This window comes from Enterobacter sp. MGH85, from assembly GCF_001037655.1.
GTDB classification, from domain to species: domain Bacteria; phylum Pseudomonadota; class Gammaproteobacteria; order Enterobacterales; family Enterobacteriaceae; genus Enterobacter; species Enterobacter intestinihominis.
Genome location: NZ_KQ089925.1, coordinates 4,256,750 through 4,271,832 on the forward strand (window position 1 = coordinate 4,256,750; position 15,083 = coordinate 4,271,832).

The following is a 15,083-nucleotide window of genomic DNA, read 5'->3' on the forward strand; positions in this document are numbered from 1 at the left end:
CATTTTCTGTCACTTCTTCTTTTGAAGTGAATCGTTTAGCAACAGGACAGATTCCGCATGACTGACAACAATACCGCATTAAAGAAAGCTGGCCTGAAAGTAACGCTTCCTCGGTTAAAAATCCTTGAAGTGCTTCAGGGGCCAGACAATCACCATGTCAGTGCGGAAGACCTTTATAAGCGTCTTATCGATATGGGTGAAGAGATTGGGCTGGCAACCGTCTATCGTGTGCTGAACCAGTTTGATGACGCGGGCATTGTTACTCGTCATAATTTCGAAGGCGGTAAATCCGTGTTCGAGCTGACTCAGCAGCACCACCACGATCACCTGATCTGCCTCGACTGTGGCAAGGTCATTGAATTTAGCGATGATTCCATTGAATCACGCCAGCGTGAAATCGCCGCCCGTCATGGCATCCGCCTGACCAACCACAGCCTGTACCTGTACGGTCACTGTGCTGAAGGGGATTGCCGCGAAAATGAACATGCGCACGACGCAAAATAAGTCAGTGTTCATACTCTGAGCCAGCCGTGAGGTTGGCTTTTTTTTGCCTGGAAAAAGCCCGGTAAGCGCAGCGCCACCGGGCGTAAAGCAACTTATTTATTGTTATTGCGAATCTCGTCCCATATCTTATCGCAACGCTTCGCCACTTCCTGATCGTTACCGGTTTTACGCGCCTGAATGCAGGCCTGGTAATCCATCACGCGAACGTTTTCCTGCGTGGCGAATTGCTCATGGGCTTTGTCTTTTTTTAGCTCGTTCAGCACGCTTTGACAGGCTTCAATCTTCTCAGGTGAACCTTGTGCGGTATTGATGCAAGCGCTATACGCCTCTTTCAGACGGGAGTCTTCTTTCGGCGCCTGATCCTGCGCGCACGCCACCAGCCCGAATGCCAGCAGCGCAACGATTACCCTTTTTTTCATCATGTTCATTCTCCATAACGGCGGGACACAGCCCGCCGCAGCATTCATCAGAAGATGGTAAATGGCGCAATGACCATGAATTTCACGTCGCGCTCATCCTGGAAGATGTTGCCGTAACCGCCCGCGTAGCTCGGGATATCGGAGTGGTTGTCATACTGGGTGAAGTGCAGTTTGAACATCGTGCCTTTCGCACGGCCCTCCTGCAGGGTATAAATCGCATCCAGACTGTATGAAGACTCTTTCAGACGGTAGTTCGGATCGTAGTAGGCGTCTGGCGTAGCCATATCCGCTGGCTTCGCGTCCCAGGCGTACGCGTAGGACGCGCCCACTGCCCAGCCAGGCAGGTTCCAGTTCTTCAGGTCATACATTGCGCCGAAGAAGACTGCCTTTTCGCCGTCGGCGTTGAAGTCAGAGCGGTTATCCCACCAGATATCCAGACGACCGTTGGAAGAGGCGTAGGTTGGCGTCATACGTTGCAGGAAGTAGCCCTGCTGCCCTTCTGCCTTGACCCATGTACCCTCCAGACGCAAATCAACCTGACCCACCTTGTAGCCGAAGGTCAGCGCCTGTAACCACGCGGTGCCGTCATAAATATCATTTACGCTGCCATCGCTGACCTTGTCGCGCGTACCGTAGAACTGATAGCTGGTGCTCAGCGGGCTGCCTGCGATATCAAATTTGTAGCTGGCTTTAGCAAAGTACTGATCGATATAGCCTTCAGCCTGACCAAAAGCCGCTTCCAGCACCAGATCGTTTTTGAAGTCGTACTTCGCCCCCAGCGAGTGGAGATAATCAACTTTGGTTTTTTTATCGTTTTGATAGAACTTGTCCATCTCAATGTGCCACGGCGCTTTGTACTCGTTGGTCCACATATAGGAGAAGCTCAACGCCCCCGCATCGCCGTAGTCAAAATTAGCACCGGCTTCCGCGCCCTGATAGGTACCTGGCATAAAGCTCCAGTGCGGCGCTAACAGCGTCTGACCGGTTGGCTGGATATAACCACCACGCGCCCAGACCGGGCCATATTTGAATTTTGCAGCCGCTTTATACAGGCTGATTCCGCTTTTATCGCCGGACCAGTCTTCGTCGTAAGCTTTATTGCTGGAGGAAAACGCAATTTCGTTCGGATGGCCGCTGTCGCCATTTTCGGCCATTTCAATTGCGGTGAACGCTGCAATATCGATCCCGAACATATCGGCGGCATATCCCGACTGGAAATCCAGGTTGGCGTTCCAGGTCGAGTGAGAAAGGTTAGTTTTGTATTTATCTTCAGTGACGTCTTTACGGTCACGCTCACGTTGCCAGTAATAAATACCGCCCGTAAGGGTGGAATCTTCAATGAAACCTGCTGCTTTTGCCTCTGGCGCAACCACCAGGCCCGACATTGCTGTCACACCGGCGATAGCCAGCGCCAGCGCACTACGTTTGCCACTGAACGTACGCATAGATTATTCCTCTTTGACGAATTAAAACGCCTTAAATGGCGAAAAACAGAAAAGACCAAATGGTCAGGGGTAGTCAGAAATACCCTCGAATTAACTACCGTCTTTAGGTTATTTTTCGCGACGCGAATTATCAATGCTTTTAATCAGGCAAAAGTCAGGATTATGACGAAGAGCACATATTTCGTAGTGCTTTGTAACATTTACCGTGAAGCGAGTACTGGCGGGGGAATACGCTAATTTTCAGTAAGTAACATTGAGATTGACAATATATTTTTCAACGTTTCTGTTTTTGGAAAACAACAAACTTTTTTTAAATAAAATAAGTAGCACCACATTGACCTGGAATGTTGGCTTTAAAAGATTATCCCGATGCTTAACGACATGATCGTTAAATAAAAAAACGCCGCTTTACGCGGCGTTTGTTTCTCATTGACCAGAGCAGCGTTATTATTCGCCGATCTTAGTCCAGGTATCACGCAGACCCACGGTACGGTTAAATACCGGTTTTTCTGCCGTGCTGTAACGGCTGTCCAGGCAGAAATAACCCTCACGTTCGAACTGGAACGCTTTACCGGCTTCAGCGGCTTTCAGAGACGGCTCGGCATACCCCTGCTTGATAATCAGAGACTCAGGGTTAATAACCGCCAGGAAGTCTTCCGCTGCGCCTGGGTTAGGCACGCTGAACAGACGGTCGTAGAGACGGATCTCAACCGGCAGCGCATGCTGCGCGCTCACCCAGTGGATTACGCCTTTCACTTTACGGCCATCCGCCGGATCTTTGCTCAGCGTCTCTGCGTCGTACGTACAGAAGATGGTCGTGATGTTACCTTCCGCATCTTTCTCTACGCGCTCGGCTTTGATTACATAGGCGTTACGCAGACGTACTTCTTTGCCCAGCACCAGACGCTTGTACTGCTTGTTCGCTTCTTCGCGGAAGTCGGCACGATCGATCCAGATTTCACCGCTGAACGGCACGTCGCGGGTGCCCATTTCCGGTTTGTTCGGATGATTAGGCATAGAGACCAGTTCGCTCCCGCCCTGCGGATAGTTTTCGATAACCAGTTTCACTGGATCGATCACCGCCATCGCGCGCGGCGCGTTTTCGTTCAGGTCTTCACGAATGCAGGATTCCAGAGACGCCATTTCGATGGTGTTGTCCTGCTTGGTGACGCCGATACGTTTGCAGAACTCACGAATGGACGCAGAGGTGTAGCCACGACGACGCAGGCCAGAAATGGTCGGCATACGTGGGTCGTCCCAGCCTTCAACGTGCTTGTCAGTGACCAGCAGGTTCAGCTTACGCTTGGACATCACGGTGTATTCCAGGTTCAGACGAGAGAACTCGTACTGACGCGGATGCACAGGAATGGTGATGTTATCCAGCACCCAGTCGTACAGACGACGGTTGTCCTGGAATTCCAGCGTGCACAGAGAGTGCGTAATGCCTTCCAGCGCATCGCTGATGCAGTGGGTGAAGTCGTACATCGGGTAGATGCACCACTTGTTACCGGTCTGGTGGTGTTCTGCGAACTTAATGCGGTACAGCACCGGATCGCGCATCACGATGAACGGAGACGCCATATCGATTTTGGCACGCAGACACGCTTTACCTTCTTCAAAGCCACCGGCACGCATTTTTTCAAACAGCGCCAGGTTCTCTTCCACGCTACGATCGCGGAACGGACTGTTCTTACCGGGCTGAGTCAGCGTACCGCGGTATTCACGGATTTCGTCAGCAGAGAGCTCGTCGACGTATGCCAGACCCTTGTTAATCAGTTCAACCGCATAGGCATACAGCTGATCGAAATAGTCTGAGGAGTAGCAGATATCGCCTGACCAGTTGAAGCCCAGCCATTGCACGTCGTTTTTAATCGACTCAACGTATTCGATGTCTTCTTTTACTGGGTTGGTGTCATCGAAACGCAGGTTGCACTGCCCCTGGTAGTCTTGCGCAATACCAAAGTTAAGGCAGATCGATTTGGCGTGACCAATGTGCAGGTAGCCATTTGGCTCCGGCGGGAAACGCGTGTGGACTGTGGTGTGCTTACCACTGGCCAGATCTTCATCGATGATCTGACGAATAAAGTTACTCGGGCGGGCTTCTGCCTCACTCATCGTGGATTCCTCAAAGCGTAAACAACGTATAACGGCATATGATCTTATAAGCCGGACGTAGTGACAACCCTTAAAACGTCCCGGAAGAAAATAATGGGGGCAATTGCTGCAAAAAAAAGCGGCGGAGGATATCCCCCGCCGCTAAAGGCATAACTCTACTCAGGAGCGATTACTTGCCTTTAATCTCATACAGTGGCGTTTGGCCTGCAACTACCTGCCCCTGCGCCTGGATCACCAGACCGCTGAAGTCGTCGATGTTGCTGCACACTACCGGGCTTATCATGGAGCGCGCGTTGGCGTTCAGGAACTCCAGATCCATTTCCAGAATCGGCTGGCCTGCCGCCACTTCAGCGCCCTCTTCCACCAGGCGAGTAAAGCCCTGACCGTTCAGCGCAACGGTATCGATACCCATATGGACAACGATCTCCGCGCCTTTTTCCGTTTCCAGGCAGAACGCGTGGTTGGTGTTGAAGATTTTCACGATAGTACCGGCTGCCGGAGAGACCACGGTTTTGTCCGTTGGTTTCACCGCCACGCCATCACCGACCGCTTTGCTGGCGAACGCTTCGTCAGGCACCTGCTCAAGCGCAACAACGTCACCTGTCACCGGAGAAACCAGCGCAGCGATGGTCACCGCATTTGGCACAGCCTGCGGTTTTGCAACCGGCGCGTCAGCCACTGGCGCGTTATCCGTTGAGGCGGCAGCGACCGGCCCACGGGCAACCACTTTTTTCATTTCATCGCCGATAGATTCGGCTTTCGCACCCACGATAACCTGGATGGTTTGTTTATTCAGCTTCACCACACCAGACGCACCAAGGCGTTTGCACATTGCATCGCTCACGCGCGCGGAGTCGCCCACGGTCAGACGCAGACGGGTAATACAGGCATCGATCGCTTTCAGGTTGTCGGTGCCACCCACAGCGGCAATATAGCTGGTTGCCAGCTGGGTTAAACCCTCTTCGGTATTGCTGTTGGCTTCACTGGTCACAACAGCATCTTTCGTATCTTCGCGGCCCGGCGTCTTCAGGTTAAACATACGAATAACCGCGCTGAACAGAACGAAGTAGATAACGAAGAAGATCAGGCCCATCACCACCAGCATCCAGACGTTGCTGCTTGCCGCCGGCAGGTTGTACATCAACACATAGTCGATAGCGCCTGCGGAGAAGGAGAAGCCTGCATGGATACCCAGAAGGGTGGCAACGAACAGGCTGATACCGGTCAGGATCGCGTGCATCAGATACAGCAGCGGAGCCAGGAACATGAACAGGAATTCCAGTGGCTCGGTCACGCCGGTCAGGAAGGCGGTGATCGCAACGGACAGCAGCATCCCGCCAACCATTGGGCGACGCGCTTTCGGCGCAGCCAGGTACATTGCCAGCGCGGCGCCAGGCAGACCAAACATCATGATTGGGAAGAAGCCGGACATGAACATGCCCGCGGTGCCGTCACCTGCGTAGAAGCGGTTGATATCACCGTGGAATACCGCGCCAGCCGCGTTGGTGAACTCACCAATCTGGAACCAGGCGATGGTGTTCAGTACCTGATGCAGACCGGTTGGGATCAGCAGACGGTTAATGAAACCGAAGATGCCCGCGCCCATTGCGCCCGCAGACACGATCCACTCGCCACCCGCATGGATAGCATGCTGAACCGGTGGCCAAACGTAGCCAAAGATGGCGGCGAGGATCAGACAGAAAAAGCCCGTCGCAATCGGCACAAAACGTTTACCGCCGAAGAAGCTCAGGAAGTCAGGCAGTTTGATACCCGCCCAGCGGTTGTACACGGCGCCACCGACCAGACCGGTAATGATACCCGCCAGTACACCCATGTTGATTTCCGGGTTGATGGTTACCATCGCTTTCGTGAGGATGAAGTAACCTACCGCCCCTGCCAGTGCCGCAGCACCGGCGCTGTCTTTTGACCAGCTTGACGCCACGCCGATGGCGAAAATCAGCGCAAGGTTGTCAAAAATGGCGCCGCCTGCCTGGGCAATAAACGGCACATTAAGAAGATCGGGTTGCCCGAATCGCAGCAGCAATGCTGCAACCGGTAGCACGGCGATAGGGAGCTGCAAAGCCCTACCGAGGCGCTGGAAAAAACCTAAAATATTCATCCTATTCCCCCTACGAGACCCTTTGTTAAGACTCGCGCATAAACTATGTTTTTATTGTGTCACGAACGATAGATACTGTTGATGATTCACTGGCAGTGTGAGTGTGTGAAAAATTAATTCGTATCGCAAATTAAACACCTATTTTTTGTGATTATTGTCACCAAATATCGTATTAAACCCTCCCTTTCACTGGCTAACCACGAAAACTTATTTTATCATTCAAAAAATCAAGACGGATTGATCCGGCCTGAAAGGTTCCAGGTTACGCTTAGTTCAGGTTGCACTAATCATCCGCCCACTTTTACTTAAACTTTAGAGGTGAATAATGAGACTGATTCCCCTGGCAACAGCTGAACAAGTCGGAAAATGGGCTGCTCGTCATATCGTTAACCGCATCAACGCGTTCAAACCAACAGCCGATCGTCCTTTCGTACTCGGTCTTCCAACCGGTGGTACTCCCCTGACCGCGTATAAGGCTTTGGTTGAAATGCACAAAGCGGGCCAGGTTAGCTTTAAACATGTTGTGACCTTCAACATGGACGAATATGTCGGCCTGCCAAAGGAACATCCGGAAAGTTACCACAGCTTTATGCACCGTAATTTCTTCGATCACGTTGATATTCCGGCTGAAAACATTAACCTGCTGAATGGAAACGCGCCTGATATTGACGCAGAATGCCGTCAGTATGAAGAAAAAATCCGTTCTTACGGTAAAATCCACCTGTTTATGGGCGGCGTAGGCAACGATGGTCATATCGCGTTCAACGAACCGGCATCTTCACTGGCTTCCCGTACCCGTATTAAAACGTTGACCCATGACACGCGTGTGGCTAACTCCCGCTTCTTTGACGGCGACGTCAATCAGGTGCCTAAATACGCGCTGACCGTGGGTGTGGGTACACTGCTGGATGCCGAAGAAGTGATGATTCTGGTGCTGGGCGCAGTGAAAGCGCAAGCGCTTCAGGCTGCCGTTGAAGGCAACGTGAACCATATGTGGACGATCAGCTGCTTACAGTTGCATCCAAAAGCGGTTGTCGTGTGTGACGAACCGTCCACCATGGAGCTGAAAGTGAAAACGCTGAAATACTTCAACGAGCTGGAAGCTGAGAACATTAAAGGTCTGTAATTGAATAACCGCCTCTTTTATCAGGGGCGGTCGCTTTTTTAACCGGGGGTCGATATGTACGCTTTAACCCACGGTCGGATTTATACCGGCCATGAAATTCTGGATGACCATGCGATTGTAATCGCCAATGGCCTGATTGAACGTGTTTGCCCGCTGGCGGAACTGCCGCCGGAGATCGAACAGCGTTCCCTCAATGGAGCAGTAATCTCCCCCGGTTTCATCGACGTACAGCTTAACGGCTGCGGCGGTGTCCAGTTTAACGATACCGCAGAGGCGGTAACGGTTGAAACGCTGGAAATCATGCAAAACGCCAACGAGAAATCGGGCTGCACCAGCTATCTGCCAACGCTGATTACCAGCAGCGATGACCTGATGAAACAGGGTATCCGCGTCATGCGTGAATACCTGGCAAAACATCCGAATCAGGCGCTGGGTCTGCACCTGGAAGGACCATGGCTGAATATGGTCAAGAAAGGCACCCATAACCCGAACTACGTGCGCAAACCGGATGCCGAGCTGGTGGATTACATGTGCGCCAATGCCGATGTGATCACTAAAGTGACGCTGGCACCGGAAATGACCGGCACGGACGTTATCAGCAAACTGGCCGCCGCCGGGATTGTGGTATCTGCGGGCCATTCGAACGCGACGCTTAAAGAGGCGAAGGCCGGTTTCCGCGCAGGTATTACATTTGCCACACACCTTTATAACGCGATGCCGTATATTACCGGTCGCGAACCGGGACTGGTTGGCGCAATTCTGGATGAACCAGACGTCTACTGCGGTATTATCGCCGACGGCTTGCATGTCGATTACACCAACATCCGCAACGCCAAGCGCCTTAAAGGCGACAAGCTCTGCCTGGTCACGGATGCTACCGCTCCGGCAGGAGCGAATATTGACCAGTTCATTTTTGCTGGTAAAACAATATACTACCGGAATGGACTGTGTGTGGATGAGAACGGCACGCTGAGCGGTTCTTCTCTGACGATGATCGAAGGGGTACGTAACCTCGTTGAACATTGCGGCATTGCGCTTGAGGAAGTGCTGCGCATGGCCACGCTTTATCCGGCGCGCGCTATTGGCGTCGATAAACAGCTCGGCGGTATTGCGCCAGGTATGGTTGCAAACCTGACGGCGTTCACACACGATTATAAAATTATTAAGACCATCGTTAATGGTAACGAGGTCGTCACTGAGTAAGTAAAAGTATGACACCAGGCGGACAAGCTCAAATCGGTAATGTCGATCTCGTTAAACAACTTAACAGCGCGGCAGTTTATCGCCTGATTGACCAGCACGGGCCAATCTCACGCATTCAGATAGCCGAACAAAGCCAGCTTGCTCCCGCCAGCGTGACAAAAATTACACGTCAGCTTATTGAGCGCGGCCTGATCAAAGAAGTGGATCAGCAGGCCTCCACCGGCGGCCGCCGCGCGATTTCCATCGTCACTGAAACCCGCAATTTTCAGGCCATTGGCGTTCGCTTAGGCCGTCATGACACCACGCTTACGCTCTACGATCTGAGCAGCAAGGCCATTGCCGAAGAGCATTACCCCCTTCCTGAGCGCACGCAGGAGACGCTCGAACACGCGTTACTGAATACCATTGCGCAGTTTATCGAAATCTGTCAGCGCAAGATCCGTGAACTCATCGCCATCTCGGTGATTTTACCCGGCCTGGTTGACCCGGAAAGCGGCGTTATTCGCTACATGCCGCATATTAAAGTAGAGAACTGGGGGCTGGTTGAGGCGCTGGAAAAACGCTTCAAGCTGACCTGCTTTGTTGGTCACGATATCCGCTCGCTGGCGCTGGCGGAGCACTACTTTGGTGCGAGCCAGGACTGCGAAGACTCTATTCTGGTGCGCGTTCACCGTGGTACAGGTGCGGGTATCATCTCGAATGGCCGCATTTTTATTGGTCGTAACGGTAACGTAGGCGAGATCGGTCATATCCAGGTGGAACCGCTTGGCGAGCGCTGCCACTGCGGTAACTTTGGCTGTCTTGAAACCGTTGCCGCCAATGCCGCCATTGAACATCGCGTCCGCCACCTGCTGGAGCAGGGTTATCAGAGCCGCGTCACGCTGGGCGACTGTAAGATCGGTGCCATCTGCAAAGCGGCAAACAAAGGCGATGCGCTGGCCTGCGAAGTGATCGAACAGGTAGGACGCCACCTGGGTAAGACCATCGCCATTGCCATCAACCTGTTTAATCCGCAAAAAGTGGTGATTGCCGGCGAGATCGTTGAAGCCGAAAAAGTATTACTGCCTGCCATTGAAGGCTGCATCAATACCCAGGCGCTGAAGGCATTTCGCCAGAATTTGCCGGTGGTGCGATCTACGCTCGATCACCGCTCGGCAATTGGCGCATTCGCCCTGGTAAAACGTGCCATGCTCAACGGGATCCTGCTGCAACATTTGCTGGAATCCTGATCGGACCTTATAGTAACGCCTTCTTTTTTTGATGTCGGATTGTCCATGACCATTAAGAATGTAATTTGTGATATCGACGGCGTGCTAATGCACGACAACGTTGCCGTGCCAGGTGCTGCGGAGTTTCTTCACCGCATCATCGACAAAGGAATGCCACTGGTTCTTCTCACGAACTACCCTTCACAGACTGGTCAGGATCTGGCAAATCGCTTTGCTACCGCGGGCGTCAACGTCCCGGACAGCGTGTTTTATACCTCTGCGATGGCGACCGCGGATTTCCTGAAGCGTCAGGAAGGCAAAAAAGCCTACGTGGTTGGCGAAGGCGCGCTGATCCACGAGCTGTATAAAGCGGGCTTCACCATCACCGACGTGAATCCGGACTTTGTCATCGTGGGCGAAACGCGCTCCTTTAACTGGGAGATGATGCATAAAGCAGCCTACTTTGTCGCCAATGGTGCACGTTTTATCGCCACTAACCCGGATACGCATGGTCGTGGTTTTTATCCCGCCTGCGGTGCGCTGTGCGCCGGTATCGAAAAAATCTCAGGCCGTAAGCCGTTTGTTGTCGGCAAACCGAGCCCGTGGATCATCCGCGCTGCACTGAATACGATGCAGGCACACTCAGAAGAAACCGTCATTGTTGGCGACAACCTGCGCACCGATATTCTGGCTGGCTTCCAGGCGGGGCTTGAAACCATCCTGGTGCTTTCTGGCGTTTCACAGCTTGATGACATTGATACGATGCCGTTCCGGCCAAGCTGGATTTACCCCTCTGTCGACGAAATCGACGTTATTTGATTCAGAACCACGCCTCAGGGCGTGGTTTTTCATTTCTGCTGCCTGAAAATATCACTTCATCTAACGAAATCAGCTCTTCATTGAGAAATCATCAATAGAATGGCTTAATGCATACTCTTTTTTTAAGATTCGGCAATTGCCATTGCACTTTTTACGTTTTCATCGGTAAAACGCTTGCGCCCCCTCCCCTTTTTGCGGCATTTTCATAAGCAAGCAACATCACAACGCAACAGGGTTAACGGAGAAGGTTATGTGTTCTATTTTTGGCGTACTGGATATTAAAACTGACGCGGGCGAACTGCGTAAAAAAGCACTCGAATTGTCCCGCCTGATGCGCCATCGCGGTCCGGACTGGTCAGGCGTTTACGCCAGCGATAAAGCGATTCTGGCTCACGAACGTCTTTCCATTGTTGATGTCAACGCTGGCGCACAGCCGCTGTATAACGAGAAAAAAACGCACGCGCTTGCTGTTAACGGTGAAATTTACAACCATCAGGCGCTGCGCGCTGAGTACGGCGATCGCTATGCGTTTCAGACCGGCTCAGACTGCGAAGTGATCCTGGCGCTGTATCAGGAGAAAGGCCCGGAGTTCCTCGACGACCTGCAAGGTATGTTCGCCTTCGCGCTGTACGACAGCGAAAAAGACGCTTACCTGATTGGCCGCGACCATATTGGTATTATCCCGCTGTACATGGGACACGATGAACACGGTAACTTCTACGTTGCCTCAGAGATGAAAGCCCTGGTACCGGTGTGCCGCACCATCAAAGAGTTCCCGGCAGGTAGCTACCTGTGGAGTAAAGACGGCGAGATCCGCCCGTACTACCAGCGCGACTGGTTTGATTATGAGGCGGTGAAAGACAACGTGACGGACAAAGCCGAACTGCGTCAGGCACTAGAGGAGTCAGTGAAAAGCCACCTGATGTCAGACGTACCTTATGGCGTACTGCTCTCCGGCGGTCTGGACTCCTCCGTGATCTCCGCGATTACCAAGAAATTCGCCGCACGTCGCGTGGAAGATCAGGAGCGCTCTGAAGCCTGGTGGCCGCAGCTGCACTCCTTTGCCGTGGGTCTGGAAGGGGCACCTGACCTGAAAGCCGCCCAGGAAGTGGCGAACCATCTCGGCACGGTGCACCATGAAATTCACTTCACCGTACAGGAAGGTCTGGATGCGATCCGCGATGTGATCTATCACATTGAAACCTATGATGTGACCACCATTCGCGCCTCCACGCCGATGTATTTGATGTCGCGGAAGATCAAAGCGATGGGCATCAAGATGGTGCTCTCCGGCGAAGGTTCTGACGAAGTGTTTGGCGGTTACCTCTATTTCCACAAAGCGCCAAACGCCAAAGAGCTGCATGAAGAAACGGTGCGTAAGCTACAGGCGCTGCACATGTTTGACTGCGCGCGCGCCAACAAAGCGATGTCCGCCTGGGGTGTGGAAGCCCGCGTGCCGTTCCTCGATAAGAAATTCCTCGATGTGGCGATGCGCATCAACCCGCAGGACAAAATGTGCGGCAACGGCAAAATGGAGAAACATATCCTGCGTGAATGTTTTGAATCCTACCTGCCGGCGAGCGTGGCGTGGCGTCAGAAAGAGCAGTTCTCGGATGGCGTGGGTTACAGCTGGATCGACACCCTGAAAGAGGTGGCGGCAAAACAGGTTTCTGATCAACAACTGGAAACTGCGAGCTTCCGCTTCCCGTACAACACGCCAGCCTCGAAAGAAGCGTATTTGTACCGTGAGATCTTTGAGGAGCTGTTCCCGGTTCCAAGTGCAGCCGAGTGCGTACCGGGTGGTCCATCGGTCGCCTGCTCTTCTGCTAAAGCCATTGAATGGGATGAATCCTTCAAAGCCATGAACGATCCGTCAGGACGCGCAGTGGGCGTTCACCAGTCTGCCTATAAATAATGTTCAGAGTATCATCAGGCCCTCCGGGGCCTGATTTTTTTGCCTCTCTTTTCCCCGCATAAAATCGATTAATAACCAATAATTGTCGAATATTCGGCCTCGCTGTTCGCAACCTAACCAAACAGTCACATTCCGGCTATTTTCATTGAAAAAGGTGTTGACGCTGCAAGGGTCTATACGCATAATGCGCCCCGCAACGCCGATAAGGTAACGCGAAAAAAAGATGGCTACGTAGCTCAGTTGGTTAGAGCACATCACTCATAATGATGGGGTCACAGGTTCGAATCCCGTCGTAGCCACCATCTTTTTTGCGGGAGTGGCGAAATTGGTAGACGCACCAGATTTAGGTTCTGGCGCCGCAAGGTGTGCGAGTTCAAGTCTCGCCTCCCGCACCATTCCCAGGTAAGCGTTGCACGGATGGGGTATCGCCAAGCGGTAAGGCACCGGTTTTTGATACCGGCATTCCCTGGTTCGAATCCAGGTACCCCAGCCATATTTCTTCGATCATGCGGTTCTCCGCGGTATTGGGGTATCGCCAAGCGGTAAGGCACCGGTTTTTGATACCGGCATTCCCTGGTTCGAATCCAGGTACCCCAGCCATCGAAGATTGCAGTACTGGCTACGTAGCTCAGTTGGTTAGAGCACATCACTCATAATGATGGGGTCACAGGTTCGAATCCCGTCGTAGCCACCATATTTATGTTATCGAATACGATTCGGTAAACTGAACATTGTTGGGGTATCGCCAAGCGGTAAGGCACCGGATTCTGATTCCGGCATTCCGAGGTTCGAATCCTCGTACCCCAGCCACTTTAAAGTCGTTAAGCAGTTTGTTTAACGCAATTGGGGTGTCGCCAAGCGGTAAGGCTCTGGTTTCTGATACCAGCATTCCGGGGTTCGAATCCCTGCACCCCAGCCACTTAAAACAAAAAAGCCCGCTCTGCGGGCTTTTTTGTTTTTGTTGCTCAGAATAGTGCGGCCTGATGCCCTCACCCTAACCCTCTCCCACGGGGAGAGGGAATAAAGATTAGAGTCCGAGGGCGTATTTCAGTGCCTGACGCTTCAGACCACCGGCGCGCTCCGCCGCCATCAGTCCGATATTTCGCAATATCCGCACCGGACCCACGTCATTGCTGAACCCGGCATAGAACAGATCCATCCCCGACTGCATAATGAAGTTATCCGCCATACGGCGCGTCTGGTAGCGCTTCAGTACCTGATGGCTGGCCCAGGCTTCCGCGTGGGCGCGAGCGTTACCCAGCACATCCAGTAACGCATCGACGTCACGGTATCCCAGGTTAACCCCCTGCCCCGCCAGCGGATGAATGGTGTGCGCCGCGTCTCCCACCAGGGCCAGCCCTTCACGGGCATACTGCAACGCATGGCGTCGCATCAGCGGGAATGCGCCAGCGGCAACCGGGGTCACGTTACCCAGACGGCGCGGGAAGTGCTGGCGGATTTCGCGCTGCAACTGATCCATGGACAGCCCCTGCAACTGTCGAATGCGCGCCGGCTTGTCGTACCACACCAGCGAAGCCCAGTTATCAAACAACGGTAAGAATGCATGCGGGCCGTTCGGCGTAAAATGCTGCCAGGTGCTTTCGCCCGGCGCGTTTTCTGACTGCACGGTGATCAGCATGCAGGACTGCTGATACTGCCAGGCATGGATCCCAATGCCTGCCATCTGCCTGACCTGCGAGTTCGCGCCATCCGCCCCCACCACCAGCTTTACGGCCAGCTCATCGTCGTTATCCAGCGTCAGGAGATATCCACCTTCATGACGATGCAGGGCTTTCAGCGAGTCCGGAACGCGCAGCGTCACCTTCGGGTGCGCCTCCAGCGCCTGCCAGAGTGCCTGCTGGAGCACGTTGTTTTCCACCATATAGCCCAGGCGCGGCAGTTTCAGCTCGGCGGCGTCAAACGAGACGTGAGCATTTTCCCACTCCCAGGTTTCAAGACGGCTGTAAGGGTGCGCGCGCATCGCCAGCACCGCCTCCCAGACGCCCAGCCCGCGAAGCAGATCAACAGAGGACGCGCTGATGGCGGAAATACGCACGTCCGGTTGGCTGGAAGGATCGAATACCGGCGGAGCCGCCTGTTCAATAACGGTTACGTCAAATCCCTGCTGCGCCAGCCCCAGCGCCAGTGCGCCGCCGACCATACCGCCGCCAACAACGGCAACTTCGGTGTTCAGGAGTGTCATGGTCACT

At 53.2% G+C, this 15,083-nt stretch carries 11 protein-coding genes and 7 tRNA genes; 13 read left to right on the top strand and 5 right to left on the bottom strand.

The genetic code is table 11. The annotated features are described in order from the left end of the window. The first annotated feature begins 57 nt into the window (after positions 1 to 57). Positions 58 to 504, top strand: a complete 447-nt coding sequence (gene fur, locus SK51_RS20215) for a ferric iron uptake transcriptional regulator (RefSeq protein ID WP_003858655.1) — start codon at positions 58 to 60, stop codon at positions 502 to 504. 92 nt (positions 505 to 596) lie between these two features. On the opposite strand, the gene chiQ is transcribed toward fur, so the two are convergent. The 4 genes from chiQ to nagE form a co-directional block, all read right to left on the bottom strand. Further along, positions 597 to 923 (bottom strand): ChiQ/YbfN family lipoprotein, encoded by a 327-nt coding sequence (gene chiQ, locus SK51_RS20220; protein ID WP_023299602.1) that lies wholly within the window; start codon positions 921 to 923, stop codon positions 597 to 599. Positions 924 to 970: 47 nt separating this feature from the next. Next, positions 971 to 2,368 (bottom strand): chitoporin ChiP, encoded by a 1,398-nt coding sequence (gene chiP / locus SK51_RS20225; RefSeq protein WP_017694280.1) that lies wholly within the window; start codon positions 2,366 to 2,368, stop codon positions 971 to 973. A gap of 447 nt (positions 2,369 to 2,815) precedes the next feature. Next, positions 2,816 to 4,483: a glutamine--tRNA ligase gene (glnS, locus tag SK51_RS20230; protein ID WP_015571127.1), complete on the bottom strand. Its 1,668-nt coding sequence runs from the start codon at positions 4,481 to 4,483 to the stop codon at positions 2,816 to 2,818. Between the two features lie 169 nt (positions 4,484 to 4,652). After that, a complete protein-coding gene (gene nagE, locus SK51_RS20235) occupies positions 4,653 to 6,602 on the bottom strand; it encodes a PTS N-acetyl glucosamine transporter subunit IIABC (RefSeq protein WP_048207002.1) in 1,950 nt (649 codons plus the stop codon). Positions 6,603 to 6,927: 325 nt separating this feature from the next. On the opposite strand from nagE, the gene nagB reads away from it, so the two are divergent. From nagB to SK51_RS20300, 12 genes are all read left to right on the top strand, one after another. Further along, positions 6,928 to 7,728, top strand: a complete 801-nt coding sequence (nagB, locus tag SK51_RS20240; RefSeq protein WP_003858663.1) for a glucosamine-6-phosphate deaminase — start codon at positions 6,928 to 6,930, stop codon at positions 7,726 to 7,728. Positions 7,729 to 7,782: 54 nt separating this feature from the next. Then, the gene (gene nagA / locus SK51_RS20245; protein WP_023299598.1) at positions 7,783 to 8,931 is read left to right on the top strand and encodes an N-acetylglucosamine-6-phosphate deacetylase; all 1,149 of its coding nucleotides are present in this window, start codon (positions 7,783 to 7,785) and stop codon (positions 8,929 to 8,931) included. Between the two features lie 8 nt (positions 8,932 to 8,939). Continuing rightward, positions 8,940 to 10,160, top strand: coding sequence for a DNA-binding transcriptional regulator NagC (nagC, locus tag SK51_RS20250; protein WP_023305693.1), 1,221 nt, complete (start codon positions 8,940 to 8,942; stop codon positions 10,158 to 10,160). A 45-nt stretch (positions 10,161 to 10,205) separates the two neighbouring features. Next, positions 10,206 to 10,958 carry a ribonucleotide monophosphatase NagD gene (gene nagD / locus SK51_RS20255; protein ID WP_003858667.1) on the top strand — a complete coding sequence of 251 codons (753 nt, stop codon included), beginning with the start codon at positions 10,206 to 10,208 and terminating at the stop codon, positions 10,956 to 10,958. Between the two features lie 250 nt (positions 10,959 to 11,208). Then, positions 11,209 to 12,873, top strand: coding sequence for an asparagine synthase B (gene asnB / locus SK51_RS20260; RefSeq protein ID WP_015571128.1), 1,665 nt, complete (start codon positions 11,209 to 11,211; stop codon positions 12,871 to 12,873). Positions 12,874 to 13,098: 225 nt separating this feature from the next. Then, positions 13,099 to 13,175 (top strand) — tRNA-Met (locus SK51_RS20270). 8 nt (positions 13,176 to 13,183) lie between these two features. Then, a tRNA-Leu gene (locus tag SK51_RS20275) sits at positions 13,184 to 13,268 on the top strand. 23 nt (positions 13,269 to 13,291) lie between these two features. After that, positions 13,292 to 13,366, top strand: a tRNA-Gln gene (locus SK51_RS20280). A gap of 32 nt (positions 13,367 to 13,398) precedes the next feature. Further along, positions 13,399 to 13,473: transfer RNA gene (locus tag SK51_RS20285), tRNA-Gln, on the top strand. A 17-nt stretch (positions 13,474 to 13,490) separates the two neighbouring features. Continuing rightward, positions 13,491 to 13,567: transfer RNA gene (locus SK51_RS20290), tRNA-Met, on the top strand. Positions 13,568 to 13,608: 41 nt separating this feature from the next. Beyond that, positions 13,609 to 13,683, top strand: a tRNA-Gln gene (locus SK51_RS20295). A gap of 34 nt (positions 13,684 to 13,717) precedes the next feature. Further along, a tRNA-Gln gene (locus SK51_RS20300) sits at positions 13,718 to 13,792 on the top strand. A gap of 108 nt (positions 13,793 to 13,900) precedes the next feature. Here the strand turns inward: SK51_RS20300 and ubiF are convergent. Continuing rightward, entirely contained in the window at positions 13,901 to 15,076 is a 1,176-nt protein-coding gene (gene ubiF / locus SK51_RS20305) for a 3-demethoxyubiquinol 3-hydroxylase (RefSeq protein ID WP_023305692.1), read from the bottom strand. Between the last annotated feature and the right edge of the window lie 7 nt (positions 15,077 to 15,083).

Excerpts from the sequence above, each read along its gene's own strand:
- chiQ (WP_023299602.1), bottom strand. The coding sequence starts at position 923 with ATGAAAAAAAGGGTAATCGTTGCGCTGCTGGCATTCGGGCTGGTGGCG.
- nagA (WP_023299598.1), top strand. The coding sequence starts at position 7,783 with ATGTACGCTTTAACCCACGGTCGGATTTATACCGGCCATGAAATTCTG.
- ubiF (WP_023305692.1), bottom strand. The coding sequence starts at position 15,076 with ATGACACTCCTGAACACCGAAGTTGCCGTTGTTGGCGGCGGTATGGTC.
- fur (WP_003858655.1), top strand. The coding sequence starts at position 58 with ATGACTGACAACAATACCGCATTAAAGAAAGCTGGCCTGAAAGTAACG.
- glnS (WP_015571127.1), bottom strand. The coding sequence starts at position 4,483 with ATGAGTGAGGCAGAAGCCCGCCCGAGTAACTTTATTCGTCAGATCATC.
- asnB (WP_015571128.1), top strand. The coding sequence starts at position 11,209 with ATGTGTTCTATTTTTGGCGTACTGGATATTAAAACTGACGCGGGCGAA.
- nagE (WP_048207002.1), bottom strand. The coding sequence starts at position 6,602 with ATGAATATTTTAGGTTTTTTCCAGCGCCTCGGTAGGGCTTTGCAGCTC.
- chiP (WP_017694280.1), bottom strand. The coding sequence starts at position 2,368 with ATGCGTACGTTCAGTGGCAAACGTAGTGCGCTGGCGCTGGCTATCGCC.
- nagC (WP_023305693.1), top strand. The coding sequence starts at position 8,940 with ATGACACCAGGCGGACAAGCTCAAATCGGTAATGTCGATCTCGTTAAA.
- nagB (WP_003858663.1), top strand. The coding sequence starts at position 6,928 with ATGAGACTGATTCCCCTGGCAACAGCTGAACAAGTCGGAAAATGGGCT.
- nagD (WP_003858667.1), top strand. The coding sequence starts at position 10,206 with ATGACCATTAAGAATGTAATTTGTGATATCGACGGCGTGCTAATGCAC.